This is a genomic window from Paenibacillus sp. 453mf, from assembly GCF_900116105.1.
Taxonomy (GTDB): Bacteria; Bacillota; Bacilli; order Paenibacillales; family Paenibacillaceae; genus Paenibacillus; species Paenibacillus provencensis.
Map to the genome: position 1 here is coordinate 82325 of NZ_FPAC01000005.1, position 18088 is coordinate 100412.

Sequence of the window (18088 nt, forward strand, 5' to 3'; positions counted from 1 at the left end):
CATTAAATGAACAAGTTTACGTTGTCATCTTGGGCATCACCCAGATAACCGACTATACCCGCATATTCAATATCCTCAAACAGCTCCTCTTTTGCAAACCAAGGAGATCCAACGTCATCGTGCAGCAACCAGCTTCACGTCTTGCTCCTTAGCCAGTTCAATAAAATGTGGCAGCGGAACAGCATTGTGCTTCTTGATACCATCTTTAATCATTTTAGGACCCATCCCCGCAAAATTCATTCTGGAGAGTCCCATGGTGTCTGCCCCGCGCGGCATCATTTTTCCGAACATAGCTTCTGTCACCTCGTGATCTCCCCTTGTAATTCATAATGTTAGATTTCACTGTATTTTACACATACCCCTATGGGTATATAAACATTCAAAAAAAATCATCCCTTCTTAATCCAAAATTTCAATAAATTACTGTCTTCTTGAAGTTCCAGCAATTCGTTGCCAGTCGACTTGGCCCATGCCGTCAAATCACTCTTCGCGTGGATCCGTTGTATAAATCTCCAGACCTGGCCTGTTTCCATTCCCTTCATCTCCTGCTTTCGATCGGATCCAACCTGATCTCCAACAAAAAATAACGTCGGTTATCTGCTTCGTACGAGCAGGTTCACCGCTTCAACCACAAGCTTCTCTGTATCTTGTCCGCTTTCTTCGGCTTTCTGTACACATTCCACAAGGTTTGAGCTGACTACGACGCCAATCGTACGATCAATCGCCGTCCGCGCTGCCGATAGCTGGGTAATCACATCCTTGCAGTCCTTATCCTCCTCCATCATCTTCAGAATGCCCCGCAGCTGACCCTCAATGCGCTTCATCCGATTTTTCATCTGATCATTGTAATTCATCTCAAATCCTCCTGTCTGTATACGAATTCAATTACCCTATAATTCTTATCGTTTTACATAAAATATATACCCATAAGGGTATAGAGTCAAGTGTAGGGATATCTCCATCATCATGATGAAGTTTCATTTGGAATCCAATTGAACTTATCCCCTTTTTAATTTTTGTCACACACTTCATGTCTGCTCTATGCTATGGTACCCCATAGGGTATATAAAAAACTCATAATATTCACCAATATAGGGAGGAATATACTATGGGCAACAAAATCATCATTGTTGCCGGTTTAGCCGGAGGAGCTTCGGCAGCTGCCAGGCTGCGGAGACTGACGAGAGTTCGAGTATTATTTTAGTGGAACGGGGAGAATATATTTCGTTTGCCAACTGTGGTCTGCCATATTATATAGGAGAAACGATTCAGGAATGCAGTAAGCTGTTGGTTCAAACCGTACCTGGTCTCAGCAGCCGGCCGGTATCAATTGGATATACGGAATTTAAGCGAGGTTACGTCCATTCAGCGGCAAGAGAAGCAGGTTACCATTAAGAACCTTAGAGCCGGGGATATCTATACCGAAAGTTACGATTATTTGATTCTCTCGCCTGGCGCGAAGCCCATCGTGCCGGACATACCCGGCCTGTCGGAATCCCGCAACGTATTCACACTGCGCAATATCCCGGATACCGACCGGATCAAACAATATATAGAGAAAGAAAAGCCGAAGGAGGCCGTTGTCGTTGGGGGTGGATTTATAGGTCTTGAGATGGCCTCCATCGTACATTCACATCTGATGGAACAAGGGGTCCGTTTAATTCTGGAGGATGGTGTTCGAGCCTTTCACGATGGAGGGAGCCGGATCGAGCTTTCCAGCGGCCTGCTTGTGTCCACCGATATGACGCTCCTGTCTATTGGCGTTCGTCCCGAGAATGTGCTGGCTGTTGAAGCAGGTCTGCACGTCAATGAACGCGGCATAACTGCTGCTTTTCCCATAGATATGGTCTGCGACAAGGCGTAAGGGCACCCTTGGCTCGTCGATTGCCAAAGTCTTTGAACTGACGGTAGCGGCTACGGGTTCCAATGAGAAACGACTCAGGCAGATGAATATCCCTTATCAGGCTATCCACATTCACCCTTTCTCTTGGTTATTTTCCAGTTAGTTTGATTCCTTGATTAATACCTTACAGCTGACATACTGTGCGGTTCCTTCATCATCATTTTTCATAAGTTAAAGTTCACTTCACATTAGCTCCGAGTTGTTGAAATCAAATAATTTGAAATACAATGAGATTTAGTCAAAAATTTAATGTTACTTGCTTACTCTTGCTCGATCAAGCCATACTTGCCGTCATTACGTTTGTACACGACATTGACCTCATTGTTCTCAATATTGGAGAATACAAAGAAGTTATGGCCGACCATGTTCATCTGTAAAATGGCTTCCTCCACATCCATCGGCTTCAGGAAGAATCTCTTCGTACGGACCACTTCCAGATCATCATACTCACTGTCCAGCTCCTCATCTGAGGCTGGGGACGGGCTGGCTGGAACATCTTCTACAAAAAACGTCTTCAAATTGTCATCTTGACGGAATTTGCGGTTGATCTTCGTCTTATGCTTCCGGATCTGACGTTCAAGCTTCTCCACCACAGCGTCAATGGAAGCGTACATGTCAGTACTCTCGTCTTCTGCACGAAGGACCAGACCTTTCATCGGAATCGTAACCTCAACAGTGTGGAACCCGCGGTGTACATTCACGCTTAGTGTCACATTGCCATCAGAGGTTAGAGGTTCATCGAAATACTTCTCTAGCTTGCTAAGTTTCTTGTCGACGTAATCTTTCAAAGCATCGGTAACCTCGATTTGTTGACCTCGAATACTCAAATTCATAGGGCAATTCCTCCTTTTCCTTTGCACCTCGATTATAACATGTTTGTTAGGCGAATGTAAAAATAATGAAGGTGTTTTACACACATATAACACAAAGTGATGACAATTGTATGAGGAGCGTTTGAGGTGAGCAGGAATCGGTTAAAATATTGTGTTATTCATGCATGAATGTCGAGAAGATTTGTGCAGATTTTGGCGGAGATTATCGCTTGTTTTGTCGGAAACTTAATAAAATACGAAATAAAAAAATCTGGGGATGCAAAAAAATAAACTTCAGATCTTGGTGAAAAAGCTTGGTGTCGCCCTAAATGGGGCTGAGATCTTGGGAAAGAACAAATTCTAGGATGAAATATGCGTAAAGTGAAATATATAATGCGATGAAATATATACAATGCAACCTTGAATAATTACGAGTGTGTTGCACCGGGCAATAATGAAGAAGCTGAATGGACTAGTCTAGTATACGCGTAGCATCGTGCTCCATTACAGCGATGGGAATAAATGAAGCCCGCTGGAGATAACAAAAAAAACCTTGAGACAACTGTCTCAAGGTTGACGCTAGCTAAACTCAATTGTTAACCATCTAACCGTTATATGTAGGTCGGGCTAAGCCGAGATGATTATAATTTGATTACGTTAGCAGCTTGTGGTCCACGTGCGCCTTCGACGATTTCGAATTCTACAGATTGACCTTCTTCCAAAGTCTTGAAGCCTTCGGATTGGATTGCGGAAAAGTGTACGAATACGTCGCCGCCTTCCTCAGTCTCGATGAAACCATAACCTTTTTCTGCGTTAAACCATTTAACTTTACCTTGCATGCACGAACATTCCCTTCGTCATCAAATGAAGTGAGCTTGGCTCACAACTCCGACTATACCATCCAAAGTTATCCATTGTCAATTGGAAAAGAAAATGGTTACCTTCAAATATATGACATAATAAAGTTAATATTTTGTCGAAAAATGTAGCCTATGATAATACATCTAGACACAATCACTTAAGTAATGAGAAATCACCTTTTTAAATCTTTTAGAAATACAATATTAAAAATAAGGAAAATTTGAAGTAAAAACGATATGATACTCATTGATAAGTTCTCCACCGATTACTTCTTAATTCCATCAATTCCTAACAAAAAAAGACCCTAAAGTGGTCATTTTTTTGTTCCTTCGTATCACCATTATGCAATTTTTATTTCCTTTATTTTCTATAATCCATTAATATACTGTCTGGAGTATAGCTTGCCTCATAAGCTCCACGCTGAGATTTCGCTGCCTGACGTTGAAGTAGCCATGACCCTGCTTCTTCTTTTAAAGATTCCATTCGTTGTGAAATGACCACATCATTCTTTAAGATATTAGCCAATTTACCTGACTGTTCGTGGGTCAATTGGCTTGTTGCCCCAACTATGTTCATCTCATCAACGATAAGCTGGCGATCCTCAACAAATTGCTGCATTTGCTCGAAATCCAGCTGATTCAGATTCGTCGTAACCGAGAAAGTCAGTTGCTCCAATTCCATTATAAGATTATCCATTTTTCATTCCACCTGACGCTAAAGCTAATTTACTAGCTTCAGCCCAAGTCTCTCTCATTTCTTTTAAATATCCTAATGCTTCCTTAGCAGGCGTTTCATTCTTGTCTACATTCGATTGCATTAGTAGGTGTGAAATGTATTCATACAGAGCCTCAAGGTTACTTGAGATCGGCATAGAACGATCCAGTGTAGCATTCAATTCACTGATGATGGATTGGGCTTTGCCTAAATTTGTGTTGGCTGTTTGATAATCCGAATTCGTAATGCCTTCAATCCCCGCATTTATAAATCGAATGGCTCCATCATAGAGCATGAGCAGCAGTTTTGCAGGAGAAGCTGTAGAAACAGCTGAACTCCGATATTTATCATATGGTGATGTGATCATCATTTATCATCCTTTACTATTGGCTTCCCGTATTAAACAACTGGGCTAGACTATTCGTTTGGGTATTTAATTGAGAGATGGCCTTCTCCATTGCTGTAAACTGCGCATAATACCGTTCTTCCAAGGTTGTCATTTTATTAGTTAGCGATGTAATTTGTCTTTCGTAATTTTGTAATTGTCTGTGCATTGCTCCTGTTGTATTAAACGCAGCCGTTACGTCCGTAGACAATTTATTGGTGCCTGCCTTCTCCGCAATTCGGTCCAGGGTATTACCCATGGTTGTATACAACTCATCAAACAATCCATCTACCGAGTTATCCGTTGCAGATCCTTGAAATAGTTCCATAACGCCAGTTGGATTGCTCTCAACTGCCTTCTTAAGCTTGTCCTCGTTAAGATACAATTTTCCGTTCTCTGTATAACTCCCTGTTGTTATGCCGATATCCGCTAAGCTTATTCCCCCAGGACTGCTGCCCAAATAACTTGTGATAACATTTCGCATAGAAGAAACAGCAGATCTTAACATATCATCATTTTTTAACAGACCACTTTGCGCTTTCTCAGTCCACTTTTCAATCTCGTCCTCGCTCATCTCTTCTTTTTGAGCGTCTGTGAGTGGTGGGAAATTCCGATACTTCTCTTCATTCGTCTTATTGTTGAGGAGACTAAGCAGTTCGTTATATTGCTCTACAAAAGACTTCACAGTTTCCACGACGTTTGTACTATCTTGTTCTATAACAATATCTGTCGTTTCACCAGTTTTGGAGACAGCTGTCAGGTTCATTTGGACCCCATTGACATTGATCGAATTACTATCAAAATTCATCTCCGTTCCATTTATATGAACTATCGCTTGCTGTCCTTCAGTGACTCCAGTACTGCCTATCAAATTGGCGAATGTACCGCTAACTTCAAAATCTTCCGTTTTTACACCGTAATCTTTAGCTGTAATAGATAGCTTTCCAGTTACTTCATCAAAAATAGCAGTTGCCTCTCCACTACTATTTATTTTACTTACTACAGTGGCGATAGAATCATTCTTGGAAAATGAAAAAGTTTTATCATTAATTTTAAGATCATATTTGTCTGAGCCTGAACCAGTCAATGAGCCAAGAGTCGTTGTATTAGTTACTCTTCCACTTGAAGAAGTTAACGTGCCTTCCATACCCGTCTTTGTCGCAAGTTGTTCAACACGTACAGACATCGAAACACCATTCGCAGAGCTGGTCGCTGACGCTTTCAATGCAGCAGTATCGCCTGAAACCGTTGCTTTTTGGGAATTGAATGTTTGAGACATTCTCCAGCTGCTAAGCTTGTTATTACGGAAGTCTACGATTTTACTATTAATTTCGCGGTAGGATTCACGCTGCCATTCTAATACCTGTTTATTTTGATTGACTTTATCTAGTGGAAGACGCGCAATCGACATCATCTGTTTGACAATTGTGTCCGTATCCATTCCTGATGCTAATCCACTTATTCTCACTTTAGTATATACCTCCCTAAATCTATAACTTTTTATCTACGATAATTCCTGCCATTTCCATCATACTTGCTACGAGATTTACGATCTTTTCCGGCGGTACTTCTCTTATTAATTCACCTGTTTCCTTATCAAGCACTTTCACCATAATTTGGTGCGTCTTATCATGGACACTAATGTCCAACGTCGTCCCCCTGGCAGACAACTCTTTAGACACACTCTCCAGCTGGCGTAATTGCTGCTCCAAGTTCTTGGATTGTGTGGATTGTCCCACAGAATTGTTTAAACCATCGGCTTCTATCTCACGACCATTTGTGGGTGGGTTCGAACCATTTCCTAGACCTAGATTAGCCGAAACATTAGCTGACAAAGAGAATTGTATATTCATTAAATGACAACCTCCGACTTCGAATAGGATTATTACTACTTTTATCGGTTTTTAATGAGTACAGCTTAAGAGATATCCTTAAATATGGGAGTATATTAGCGGTTAAATAGAGAAAAAGCCCTAGGCTTATGCCCAGGGCTTTGATTAAGAATATGGTTAATACTATTGCAGCAATTGCAGTACTGCTTGTGGTTTTTGGTTTGCTTGAGCAAGCATTGCTTGAGCAGCTTGAGAAAGGATGGAGTTCTTTGTTTGCTCAACCATTTCAGCAGCCATATCCACGTCACGAACACGGGATTCAGCAGCAGTCAAGTTCTCGGAAGAAGCTCCCAAGTTGTTGATTGTGTGCTCAAGACGGTTTTGCACCGCACCAAGTTTAGAACGCTCAGCGGATACAGTTTCGATAGCTTTATCAAATACAGTGATTGCCGCGTCAGCATTTTTAGCGTTAGTAATATCAGTACCACCAACAGATAATGTAGTGTCAGCACCGATTGCGAAACCTAAATTAAATGTTTCGCCGTTTTTGTCGGTGAAGTTTTGTCCATCACCAGAAGTTGCAACTACTTTACCGTTAGCATCAGTGATTTTAACGTCAGTTGCAGAAGTGTAGTCAACATTATATTCACCAGCTTGAAGACCTGTATCAGCTACATTTGTTGTTCCTGTTGCGTTAGTACCAGCAATAGTGATTTCACCAGAAGTTACTGGGTTAGCGAACACGATTGTATCATCGCCGTTTGCTGTTGCCCAAGTTGTTCCTTCGTCAGTTGTGCTAGCAACAACATTACCATCGGCGTCTTTCAAGTCGTTACCATCAATTTTATAAGTGCCAGCAGCAATATCTTGTGTTGTATCTCCGCCATCTGTTATCGCAACAGTTTGAGCAAGTTTAGCGTCGCCAGTAACACCTAATGCATTACCAGTCATGTTGCTAACCGATACGGAAATGTTTTGACCGGAGTTTGCACCGATGTGGAATGTACCGCTAAAAGAACCGTCAAGAAGCTTTTGAGTATTGAACTCAGTGTTTGCACCAATACGGGAGATTTCTTGGGACAATTGATCGACTTCTTTTTGAAGTTCAGCACGGTCTGCATCCGTGTTTGTATCGTTAGAAGATTGTACCGCAAGCTCACGCATACGTTGCAGGATGCTGTGTGTTTCATTCAAAGCACCTTCAGTAGTTTGAATCAGGGAAATACCGTCTTGAGCATTACGGGAAGCCATGTCAAGACCGCGGATTTGTCCACGCATTTTTTCGGAGATTGCAAGACCCGCAGCGTCATCACCAGCACGGTTGATGCGAAGACCGGAAGACAATTTCTCCATAGATTTGCTTTGTGCTTCAGAAGCACTGTTCAGTGCACGAGAAGTGTTAAGAGCCGCAATATTGTGATTAATAATCATGTTAATATTTCCTCCCTGAAATAGATAATGTCCACGTCCATGTGGAACGCCAAAGGCGAAAGGTCGGCCGCCCTTGCCTCTTAGCGTCTACATTATTTATCGTCTGGGATTACTCTTTTATTTATAGCAAAGACAAATAAAACTTTATTATTTTTCTCTTCTTATCGTCTGCTGATACTGCTGCATTAAAGCTTGAATATTTTCGACGTTAGGTGCAGCCGATTGCCTATTGGTTTCCTGGATGGCCAAATGTACTTCTTTGCGGAAAATATCTACTTCTGCAGGAGCCTGGATACCGATCCGAATTGTGTCTCCTTCCACTCCGAGCACAGTGACTTCGATCTGTTCATCAATGACGATGCTTTCGCCTTTTTTTCTGGATAGAACAAGCATTTTATTCACCGCCCTTTGCGAAAAGCTGTCCTGCTGCAGATAAAGTCTTCATCTTGTGCTTCGTTTGATATCCGGACTGATGAAGTACAATTTGCTTACAGTTATTATTATCAGGGTTAATGACTATGGGAGCCAATAAGTTCAAACTGGACTCCTCGATAGAGCTCTGGAGAGTGACTATACATCTTACCCATACGCTCGACTCAATATCTAACTCTGTAGTCTCATGATCAGGCAGTTCAAATTCATACTCCGGCTCAAACAGGAATGGATCTGCCAGCAAAAATGAAAGCCCCGGCTCGCTCATGGATTGCATAATACCGAACGGACTGTTTTCGTAAGGAATAATTGCAAACTCCTTCTCATCCTCAAAGCCTGGAATTCCTTTATTAAACACATATATTTGATCTTCTTGAATTTCTAAAATTCCCCATGAAGAGGTCTCAATAATCACTGTTCATCTCTCCTTTAATTCTCTAACACACATCTATAAATTTACCAATAAAAAAAGCTACAGATCTGGCTTAAATGCCTCTCTATAGCTTCTATGTTACACGGTTTGGTCCACTTTTGGTGGAATAAATTGAATTGAGGGATATTGCAGCATATAAATTTGAAGCTTACCACGGCGATACTCAATCTCTGGCTTGTTTACCTGCACATCAATTTCTATCGGACTCTTCTCAATCTTGATATCCGTTGGCGTTATATTGAAATGCACGTCTACATTATCTATCGAGGCCTCTCCTCTATATTCCGCAAAAGAGACCTCTCCCGTATCTTTACCATACACCTCAGTGATCGAATTGCCTGGCTTGAAAAATTCCGCGATTCGGTTTCCCTGCTCCACTCTTTTCGCGATACCCTCTAAAAAAATTTGCTTCACATTTGAATAGAGCCGCTGTGTCATTTCTAAATGGGGTCCCCCCGTAATTGCTGCAAAAGCCCTTGATTGATCGACGACCAGCTCCGGCTCATGAGAATCTATACGAATGGTGGCAGGGCTTGTCTTAATTTGAAGATCTGCCTCAGGCTGTCTTATCGAATATTGCCCCAAATCGGCATCAATGCCGAGAAGAGCCGGCTTCTGTCTAATTTGAAGTATAGGGATCGAGCTCAATATAAATCCCCCTATCTATGTGAATCTAATTTAGAAAATCAACCAAAGAAGATGAGATAATCTTAGAACCGACAGAAAGTGTTGCGTTATAGATATTTTCCTGAATCTGTGATTGTACGGCAAGCTCCGCATAGTCAGCATCTTCCGTTTTCGACTGGAGACTAGTCAGGTTATATTCCATATCTCCGAGTCTATTCTGCATCAGTTCAACCCTGTTCATCTTCGCACCAACGCCAGCTTGTGCAGCGAGCAGTTTATCTACTCGCGAATCGAGTTGAGCTAATTCATCTGAAATACCTTCCAAATCCCCATCAGCCAAAGCCTGGTTTAAACGATCGGCGATTGCAAATACGTTATCCTCTTCCTCGGCAGAGCCCATGATGGCATTACCACTGACGTTAATCGCCAGTTCAATCCCGCTGCCAACCGCATAATTTACATCGCCAGTGTCGATCATGTCAGAAGCAAATCCAGACGTATCTGATATCCCTTCAGCATCTCTTGGAAAATTATACGGCTGTTGGTTATACGTTTGACCGTTCAGAATATATTTTCCATTCAGCTGACTGTTACCGATTTCTATAAGCTGTTCCTTCAACTGGCCAATCTCCAGACGAACACTTTCCCGAGCATCCTGGGGGTTTGTACTATTAGAGGCCATTACGGTCAGCTCGCGCATCCGTTGCAACACTTCATTGGTTTGGGATACTACCGTATCCGTATAATCCAACCAGGATACTGCTGAATCCACATTGCTTTGATACTGCTCATTAGAATTTAGCTCCGTCCGATATCGCAGAGCATATGTAAGACCTACTGGATCATCTGAGGGCTTATTAATCTTCATTCCTGTAGACATTTGAATCTGTGTGTCATTCAACTGCTTCGCGTTGCGGTTAATGTTATTCATGAGTGTACTGGACATCATATTCGAGGTCACTCTAAACATCGAAAAGCCCTCCTATAAATCTATATCTTATCTTCCTACTGTTCCTGTACTATTAATCAATTTATCTAACAGCTCATCAAAAGTGGTCATGAATCTAGCAGATGCACTGTATGCATGCTGGAATTTGATCATATTACTCATCTCTTCATCTAAAGACACGCCGCTGACGGATTGTCTTGAATTCTCTACTTGGATCACGAGAGATGTGGAGTTCGTGGCTTTGCGGTAAGCTTCCTGTGTCTGAATTCCGAGCTCGCCGACCATGGATTTGTAATAATCGTTAATCGTTGTGGAGTCTGTTCCACCGGGTACCGTAAAAGCCTGATCCTTCAAGCTTCCCATCAGGTTAGCTAAGGAGTTGTTCCCCTTAATTGCATTGCCGTTAGCATCCACACGAAGTGACGAAGCAATTGCGTTGGGGTTAGACTGAATAACTTGATTCAGCGTAATATTTGCTGCGGTGATCGGACCACCGTCCGTCGATGTGAAGAATGGTATACCTGCACTTGCAGACCCATCCAGTGCATAACCCAATTGGTGCAGACCGTTAATCCCTTGTACAGTAAGCGGTGTTTCATTCTTAAGCACTGCTCCGGCCGGAAAGGCCTGTCCTGCAAGAACGGTAGATTCTACTCCGTTCACGGTAATCACTGTATCTGCCTGTGCCAACGTGCCTTCACGAATGGAAGAACCGGCAGGCAATTTTATCGTTACATCGCCATTTGCAATGGTATTTGCCAGCTGATTCAGATCATTTTGGAAGCCGGTTACAAATTGATCCCGGGATACGATCATCCCGTAGACTTCCCCGCCTGTAAGATCACCAGCAGCGTAAGCATCGGTAAGAAGGTCGCTAGTCACCTGCGTAACGGCCGTACCATTTACAAGTTCTTGTCCCCCAATGGAGATATTATACCCTTGATCATTCTCAGTTACCGTCACATCTACAATCTTGGAAAGTTTGTCTGTTAACAGATCACGTTGATCTCGAAGATCATTTGCATTATCTCCCAGCGATTCAATCCGGCTAATCGTTTGATTAAGCTCTCCAATGGAAGTAATATATCCTTGAATTTCCTGAGCCTTCACGCCAACACTATTCGTAAGATCCTGACTTAGCCCATTCAGCTGGTTGCTCATCAGATTCATGGCATCTGTCAGAGCGAGAGCAGTTTCTTTTACAATATTACGGGCGGTTAAATTCTCGGGATCTTTACTTAGATCAGACCATGCCCCCCAGAAGTTATCCAATACCGTTTGAAGTCCTGTATCAGAAGGTTCCGTCATAATGCCCTGAATTTTATCAAGCGTATCATATTGAACTTCCCAATTCCCAAGGCTAGAGTTCTCGCTGCGGTATTGGCTGTCCAAGAATCCTTGGCGAATACGCTCAATCGCGGAGAACTCTACCCCTGATCCAAGCTGACCCGGATTGGTGGACCTAAGAAACGCAAGCGGTTCCATCGGGGAAGAGGCTGTCATTTTGACAACTTGTCTTGAGTACCCCTCCGTATTGGCATTGGAAATATTGTGGCCTGTTGTATTCAGTGCAGCCGTTTGGGTAAACAAACTGCGCTTGGCTGTTTCTATTGAATGAAAGGTTGAAACCATCGTTTAATCCTCCTATTTAAGCACGAGAGTCAAATAATCCGAATTGGCCCATCGTACTCTGACGATGATCCGGGTGCTGGTATACCGGTGCCTGGGTCGGTTTATCTACGAGCACATCCAGCGAATAATCAATGAAAGCAAGGGACTGCTCTACCAGTCTCTGATTGAGATCATTCACTTCTTTGAGCTCTCTTAACGTATTGCTGAGTTCATTCTGAACCTCTTGCAGTCTTCTCTTATCCTCTACATCAAATACGAGACGCGAGATTTCGGAAATGTTAAGATTCAGCTTCGATTTGATTCCCCGTTCCAACAAAAAAGCGCCTACAGCCTCGCTCCGCTCAGCCTCCTGACTCTGAATCTGCTTCAGAATCATTGATTCCTGATTCAATAGCTTGATTAGCGTATCCGTATCGTTTTTCATAACGGCTTCTCTTTTTACTTCGGCCGTTTGCAGCATTTGACGATGAGTGACAATTAATTTCTGGAGTGCATCAATCAATTGATTTAAGGACATATTGTATGGCTTCTCCTATTTCTCCGAGCTCGGATTAAAATACGGCATCATGCGTTCTGCAAGCTGTTCTGTGTCAACCTTATATGTTCCTGAAGCGACCTGCTGCTTCAGCTCCTGAATACGCTGTGCACGTTCGCTGTTATTTACCTGTTCCTGCTGCTTGAGCATTTCCATAGCTTCGGGCGAGATCGATACCTCATCCTTACGCTTGCTCTTCTTATTTTCGGTCTGCTGACCGGATTCTATATTTCTCGAATAAGAGTTAATCGCTCCAATTCGTCCGGATTCATTAATCTTCATAATGAACACCTGCTTTCATAAGAATTTAGGATCAAGAATCTCCTAAAATAAAAAACCGATAATCTTTACTAAAGTTATCGGTAGAGGTTGAAACATTGTTTATAGAGCACCCTAGAATTGAGCCATGCCTCCTAAGAACGCTTAAATTTGTCGATTGCATTGTAGGCACCAGAGCCTAAACCAGATGCCTCCCCCTGACTTACCTCCTGGGTTGCACCGGCCAATTCCTTAGTCAAGCGCGCACGACAGCCGTCGCACATGTGGCCCTCTCGAATAAAAGTACCACACACCTCGCAGGGATAGGTCAAATTGGGTGCATCCTTCACCGATATGCGTCCCTCTTTGATAAATTTCGTTATCTGTTTAATGGATACACCTGTATCATCCGATAGCTGTTGTATGTTCGCGCCCTTCTCTTTGCGTAAATATTCCACACATTCATAATATTGCTGCTCAACCTCTTTTAGACAAGAAGGACAAGCCTCCAACATGTTTAACACGTACAGCTTGCCGCAGCGAGGACAGTTACCGACATTCATCCTCTATACGCCCCCTTCTGCATGAAAACCATTTACTTTCCGTCATTATAACCTACCTTAAAATAGCTTGTCATCTGTATAGGAATACTCCATTACATACATATAACAATTGCATGATTGTGTAAAATCGATTCTTTCCTGAATCTCATTCTCTCTGTACTTCTACAAGTATAACTCGGTCTCTCTGACTACTCCCTACCTTATTTATCGGTAACGGGATTCAGAAAATAAGCTTAGAAATGATGATTACCAAATATTCTTCTTTTTAAGATCTAGCCCACGTAATGGTATACATTAAAATATGAACGCCTCTGTGTGCTCCCCACTCTTGAATCACTTTACAGCATGCTTCCAGAGTGCTGCCTGTCGTGTAAACATCATCTACCAATAGGATATTCATCTGTATCTTATCGTTAATAGTGTGGTTCTTATCTCCATATAGATTGCTGTTCAATTTGTGATTGATTAGTTCACTGAAGATTTGATCTGTGTCCGGACGCAGATTAAAAGCATGTCGCATGGAGACTTCCCTTTCTCTTCGTCCCTTGAAGCTCTGCTTCTCTGTGTGCTTGGTTCTTTGCAGTAAAGGAACTACGGGCAGCCCCTGATACCTCGATAGCTCGACTGCCATCCGTTCGGCCTGATTAAATCCTCGCTCCATCAGTCGCTCATGACTTACAGGCACATAGGTTATCGCATCTGCTCGCCAGATATCTGGTTTGTACTTGTTTACGGATAGTTCACGGGGGTTAATTCCCGAAACCTTGGCTTCGATATCAATAGATTGGTTTACGCTCAGACGGTTACCCATCTTGCAGGTGTCGTGTTGAAACATTGCTGCTGAATATTCTCTCTGCATTCCCAAGTACGCCTTATTGAGCATCGCCCCGAATAAGGGAGCGAATCTTTCTTTCCCCCGATACTTATATACCGCCAGCCATTCTCTCATTAACGCGTCGTATGCTACAGCACTTCGGTTACATTCAAAGGAGCGGCGGTTATAATCTTCTCTTGAGCAGTCCGGGCAGCCTATTGTCCGTCCACATTTTACACAGCGAATCTGAGTAATCCAAGGAATAGAATGAACGCAGCGATGGCAGATTCCGGGCAGTTCCTTAGAGAGCGGAGCATGTGTGCCGCAGGCGAGACAAGTATTCCCTGAAGGAGCTGCCAAGCTATGTATAAATGCAGATATGCGGTTCAAAATGTTCATTCTCATGGGCTTCCCTCATTTCATTGGTCTATGAGCATGGTGTTGTTATGTGGCTGTAAAGGTTAACTGTTTTTAGCTGAATGTAATCTTGCTGAAACGTTCGACGACGGAGCCCCTCTGGCATCCGGTGCCTGTGACATCTCCCTACAACACCGCATGCAAAGAGACACGGCGCGCGCTTACTTTACCAGATAACCGTTACGGCGAGCGATGGTATTCATGCGTTTGATCTGGTGGACCGCGACTTTCTGGGCACGATTTACTTCTGGAGCGCCGAAAATGACGGTTCCAGCAGGATCGTCCTTGGATCTACCTGCTCGACCTGCCATCTGCACGAGCGATGCATCATCGAACAACCTGGTGTTAGCATCTAAAATATATACATCACTCTTCGGTACGGTCACACCGCGTTCCAGGATGGTTGTTGTTACGAGCAAACGAATCTTGCGATCGCGAAAAGATATTACCTTCTCCCCCCGTAAAGGGTCTTCTGAAGAAGTGCCTTCGACACGAATACCTGGCAGGCCTGCTCGAAGAAGGGCAACGAAGGACTCAATCTGTGCGATCCGAGTAACGAATAGAAACACTTGCGCTCCTCGCTCCAAGGATTGCTTAAGCCTCAGCTGAAGCTCGCGTGGCAGCTTGCGCTGCTTCAGCTGCTGCGCTACGTACGGAAGCTTCATATATACCGGAACAGGCAGCGGGTGCCGATGGAAGCGAACAGGCACTCTGGCATGAGCAAGCTTGCCCCGGGCTGCTTCCCGCTGCAGCTGTGCAGGTGGGGTGGCAGATAAATAGATGAAGCTGCCTCCCGGCTTGCAGCATGCTTCGGCGGCATAGCCTAGCATGGGGTCATTGTGATATGGGAAGGCATCGAGCTCGTCGATGATGACCAGGTCAAAGGCGTGACGGAAGCGCAGCAGCTGATGGGTCGTAGCGAGGGTCAGCTGCCCTCGCTGCCAGCGTTCGCTGCTTCCGCCATAGAGGGTGACCCTCGCCGTATTCGGGAAGGCGCGGGCCACCCTCGGTGCGAGCTCGAGCACCACATCGCGGCGCGGTGTGGCGACGAGCACGCTGCCGCCGCTCGCGAGGATGTAATCCAGCAGCGGGTAGGTCATCTCGGTCTTGCCTGCGCCGGTCACGGCCCAGAGCAAGAACCGGCCCTTCGCCCGGGCGTCCTCACGTCGCCGGGCCAAATACGCCAGCGCCGCGCCTGTGGCTGCGCTCTGCGCTGGGCTAAGCCCCCACCGACTCACCAGATCGGTGGGGGAACCCCCGGCCGTGCCCCGCACGGCCGGAAGCGCTGCGCCTTCGAGCAGCAGCGCGCAAGAGCGGCTGCGCCCGAGCGCGAGGCAGGCCTCGCAATAGGCGCACGCCGCAGATCCGCAGGCCGCACACGCACTCTGCTGTGCGGCCATGCTGCCGCATCGGCGGCAGCGCAGCTGCTCTCGTCTGGCCCAAGGCCAGTCGAATCGAGAAGAGCGCGCCGCCTGCGGCGGGGCAAGGGCGGGCCTATATTTCACCCGCCCCGCCAAATACGCCAGCTGCACTGCAGCCTGCCACTCGCTCCCTATCGCGGGAGCGGTCTCGGCAAGCAGTGCCTGGGCCTCCGGCATGAGCAGCTGTCTTCCTGCCAGCTGCTGTGCCGCTCTCTCTGCCCTCACTCTCAGCAGATATAACTCATCCTCCGAATTAAACCCTATGCAACCTGCTCTTCTCTGATCTACATGCTCTGTTATCGCAACCTCCCTAAATAATTCATCCTCTGACTTAGCCTTTTGTCTCTCCCCCCATTCCTCCATCCCGCTAAGCCCAATCTGAAGCTCCCTTATCTCCACACACGCTCGAAACATCCTCTCTCCTTGCTCACCAGGCTCTGCCCTGATCAAAGGGGCAAGCAAAAACTTTATACTCTCCCACCAGTCAACTCCAGCTCTGCCTGATCCTCCAAAGCCCAATGTCCTTGCCCCATCTATAAATAATCCCTTCTGCACCCGATACGCCCAGGATAAAGGCATACCTTCTGATATCAAGACTACCTGCCATATTCCCGCTGAAGATAATTCACGAAGCTGCTCTCTCCACCACAGCCAATCTACACTCAAGTGAAGAGATAGATATATCCTCCAATCACTGCATTCTCCAGACGATGTGCATGATCTGATCGCATATAGACCGATTTTCATCTAATCCCCTCATTTTCCTCAGTATTTAACCTTCCAATTTCAGCCAAACCTCCATCTATGAACGCAAAAAAAAGCACATACCCGGCGTATTTGCCGAAGTATGTGCTTCATACTTTTCTTCTACAGTTAAATTAAACCAAAGAGTGCCTATATTTACAATATTAATGACAATACCGCAACTTTTTAACGATATATTCGTCTTATAATAGGATTAATGTTTAGTGACGAACGGAAATTCCGTTAAAATTACATCGTTGCGAAGATCAATGAACTTGACGTCTTCGTACACTGCTGGCTGTAATGCAGATAAGGTGCTCATCGGCTCCTCGCTTGCTGCGACAATACTCAAATCCAAGCCTGCAATACCCCCGAGCCGGTATAGAAGCGAAAGAGTTTCATCTTTGGAATCAAGATCCATCACAGTTACTTTATGAATAGTACCTCGAAACATAGCGTCGATGGACAACCCACGGATAATCCACTCCAGCTGAAGTCCATGGTTACATGTGATGAGAACATAGTGAACGGGTATGGCGGCAGGCTGCTGCTTCGTCTGTGAACGTGCGTACAAATACCGAACGCATAAGGCTGTTAAGCCATAGACAAGCGCAATCCATATCAAATGTTCGATCAAATACGACTACACCTCCCTATTGCATCCATGGATGCAATTGCCCGCAAAACTACTCATTTCACAGCAGCCGTGTGAATGACCAGCCGGCGGATCTTATTTATACCGCCAATATATGCGGATACCCGGGACGGTGACACAGTCAAATGGATCTTCAGAACATAGAATAGAACTTATTTTTTACTAACACGATATACTGAACAGATGAACCGCAGGAAGAATCGTTATTATTGGGTGCGAGCCAATATGAACAAATCGAATAAAGACAATAATGTGCGTCCTCTAGCTCATTCTATCAAGCATACATGGAACTAAAGCATCCTTCGTTCTGTGCTTTAGTTCTTTACTATACTATAGAAATGTAACATTCTATCTTTATGAAAAGAAATGTTGTTTTTTCTTTCGCTTTCAAAAATTCCATAACTATACAAACGAACTAAAGTAAAAACTAATTTGTTCCTTGCCGTATCATTCGATTCAGAATCAGAAACGACAAATCAACGTCAGTGCCCTTAACTTTAGATCAACTTATATCTTCTCACGTTTCAACGCTGTATGAGGAGTACACAGCACATGAAACGTTCCCCCGCACATGCTTTCTATGTAGCACCAGAGACCACTAACTGTACGTATTACTTCAGCAGTTCCCCCAGGGCAAGCCATATACTGACTTCCCTTATGCCGAAGACTC

General features: G+C 44.4%; 20 protein-coding genes and 2 pseudogenes. 1 reads left to right on the forward strand and 21 read right to left on the reverse strand.

Features of this window, described 5'->3' with window-relative positions:
• Positions 1-2: 2 nt before the first annotated feature.
• The 3 genes and pseudogenes from BM415_RS19030 to BM415_RS19040 form a co-directional block, all read right to left on the reverse strand.
• Positions 3-297, reverse strand: a pseudogene (locus tag BM415_RS19030) (DsrE/DsrF/DrsH-like family protein); the annotation flags it as partial.
• 92 nt (positions 298-389) lie between these two features.
• The gene (locus BM415_RS25200) at positions 390-533 is read right to left on the reverse strand and encodes a sulfurtransferase TusA family protein (protein WP_170862556.1); all 144 of its coding nucleotides are present in this window, start codon (positions 531-533) and stop codon (positions 390-392) included.
• Between the two features lie 60 nt (positions 534-593).
• Positions 594-854: a metal-sensitive transcriptional regulator gene (locus BM415_RS19040; protein ID WP_006209596.1), complete on the reverse strand. Its 261-nt coding sequence runs from the start codon at positions 852-854 to the stop codon at positions 594-596.
• Positions 855-1108: 254 nt separating this feature from the next.
• On the opposite strand from BM415_RS19040, the pseudogene BM415_RS19045 reads away from it, so the two are divergent.
• A pseudogene (locus tag BM415_RS19045) lies at positions 1109-1988 on the forward strand (FAD-dependent oxidoreductase); the annotation flags it as partial.
• A gap of 175 nt (positions 1989-2163) precedes the next feature.
• Here the strand turns inward: BM415_RS19045 and raiA are convergent.
• The 18 genes from raiA to BM415_RS19135 all read right to left on the reverse strand — a co-directional run bounded on the left by raiA (position 2164) and on the right by BM415_RS19135 (position 17400).
• On the reverse strand, positions 2164-2736 hold the full coding sequence (raiA, locus tag BM415_RS19050; RefSeq protein ID WP_091160741.1) for a ribosome hibernation-promoting factor, HPF/YfiA family: 573 nt from the start codon (positions 2734-2736) through the stop codon (positions 2164-2166).
• Between the two features lie 620 nt (positions 2737-3356).
• Complete coding sequence (locus BM415_RS19055; protein WP_007132290.1) at positions 3357-3554, reverse strand: cold-shock protein; 198 nt, start codon at positions 3552-3554, stop codon at positions 3357-3359.
• 382 nt (positions 3555-3936) lie between these two features.
• The gene (locus tag BM415_RS19060; RefSeq protein WP_091160743.1) at positions 3937-4272 is read right to left on the reverse strand and encodes a hypothetical protein; all 336 of its coding nucleotides are present in this window, start codon (positions 4270-4272) and stop codon (positions 3937-3939) included.
• Complete coding sequence (gene fliS, locus BM415_RS19065) at positions 4265-4660, reverse strand: flagellar export chaperone FliS (RefSeq protein ID WP_348272334.1); 396 nt, start codon at positions 4658-4660, stop codon at positions 4265-4267. The genes BM415_RS19060 and fliS overlap by 8 nt, the downstream gene beginning before the upstream one ends.
• A gap of 13 nt (positions 4661-4673) precedes the next feature.
• A complete protein-coding gene (fliD, locus tag BM415_RS19070; RefSeq protein ID WP_091160746.1) occupies positions 4674-6143 on the reverse strand; it encodes a flagellar filament capping protein FliD in 1470 nt (489 codons plus the stop codon).
• Positions 6144-6165: 22 nt separating this feature from the next.
• Positions 6166-6528, reverse strand: coding sequence for a flagellar protein FlaG (locus BM415_RS19075; protein ID WP_091160748.1), 363 nt, complete (start codon positions 6526-6528; stop codon positions 6166-6168).
• 162 nt (positions 6529-6690) lie between these two features.
• Positions 6691-7938 carry a flagellin N-terminal helical domain-containing protein gene (locus BM415_RS19080; protein WP_091160750.1) on the reverse strand — a complete coding sequence of 416 codons (1248 nt, stop codon included), beginning with the start codon at positions 7936-7938 and terminating at the stop codon, positions 6691-6693.
• A gap of 147 nt (positions 7939-8085) precedes the next feature.
• Positions 8086-8331 (reverse strand): carbon storage regulator CsrA, encoded by a 246-nt coding sequence (gene csrA / locus BM415_RS19085; protein WP_091160752.1) that lies wholly within the window; start codon positions 8329-8331, stop codon positions 8086-8088.
• 1 nt (position 8332) lies between these two features.
• Entirely contained in the window at positions 8333-8785 is a 453-nt protein-coding gene (gene fliW, locus BM415_RS19090) for a flagellar assembly protein FliW (RefSeq protein ID WP_091160754.1), read from the reverse strand.
• A 96-nt stretch (positions 8786-8881) separates the two neighbouring features.
• Positions 8882-9451 carry a DUF6470 family protein gene (locus BM415_RS19095; protein WP_091160755.1) on the reverse strand — a complete coding sequence of 190 codons (570 nt, stop codon included), beginning with the start codon at positions 9449-9451 and terminating at the stop codon, positions 8882-8884.
• Between the two features lie 25 nt (positions 9452-9476).
• On the reverse strand, positions 9477-10400 hold the full coding sequence (gene flgL, locus BM415_RS19100) for a flagellar hook-associated protein FlgL (RefSeq protein WP_091160757.1): 924 nt from the start codon (positions 10398-10400) through the stop codon (positions 9477-9479).
• A 27-nt stretch (positions 10401-10427) separates the two neighbouring features.
• A complete protein-coding gene (flgK, locus tag BM415_RS19105) occupies positions 10428-12011 on the reverse strand; it encodes a flagellar hook-associated protein FlgK (protein ID WP_091160759.1) in 1584 nt (527 codons plus the stop codon).
• Positions 12012-12027: 16 nt separating this feature from the next.
• Positions 12028-12528, reverse strand: a complete 501-nt coding sequence (locus BM415_RS19110; protein ID WP_091160760.1) for a flagellar protein FlgN — start codon at positions 12526-12528, stop codon at positions 12028-12030.
• 15 nt (positions 12529-12543) lie between these two features.
• Positions 12544-12828 (reverse strand): flagellar biosynthesis anti-sigma factor FlgM, encoded by a 285-nt coding sequence (gene flgM / locus BM415_RS19115; RefSeq protein WP_091160762.1) that lies wholly within the window; start codon positions 12826-12828, stop codon positions 12544-12546.
• 131 nt (positions 12829-12959) lie between these two features.
• Positions 12960-13367 (reverse strand): TIGR03826 family flagellar region protein, encoded by a 408-nt coding sequence (locus BM415_RS19120; RefSeq protein WP_091160763.1) that lies wholly within the window; start codon positions 13365-13367, stop codon positions 12960-12962.
• A 265-nt stretch (positions 13368-13632) separates the two neighbouring features.
• Positions 13633-14586: a ComF family protein gene (locus BM415_RS19125; RefSeq protein WP_091160765.1), complete on the reverse strand. Its 954-nt coding sequence runs from the start codon at positions 14584-14586 to the stop codon at positions 13633-13635.
• Between the two features lie 173 nt (positions 14587-14759).
• Positions 14760-16766, reverse strand: coding sequence for an ATP-dependent helicase ComFA (locus tag BM415_RS19130; RefSeq protein ID WP_091160766.1), 2007 nt, complete (start codon positions 16764-16766; stop codon positions 14760-14762).
• A gap of 211 nt (positions 16767-16977) precedes the next feature.
• A complete protein-coding gene (locus BM415_RS19135) occupies positions 16978-17400 on the reverse strand; it encodes a hypothetical protein (protein WP_091160768.1) in 423 nt (140 codons plus the stop codon).
• Between the last annotated feature and the right edge of the window lie 688 nt (positions 17401-18088).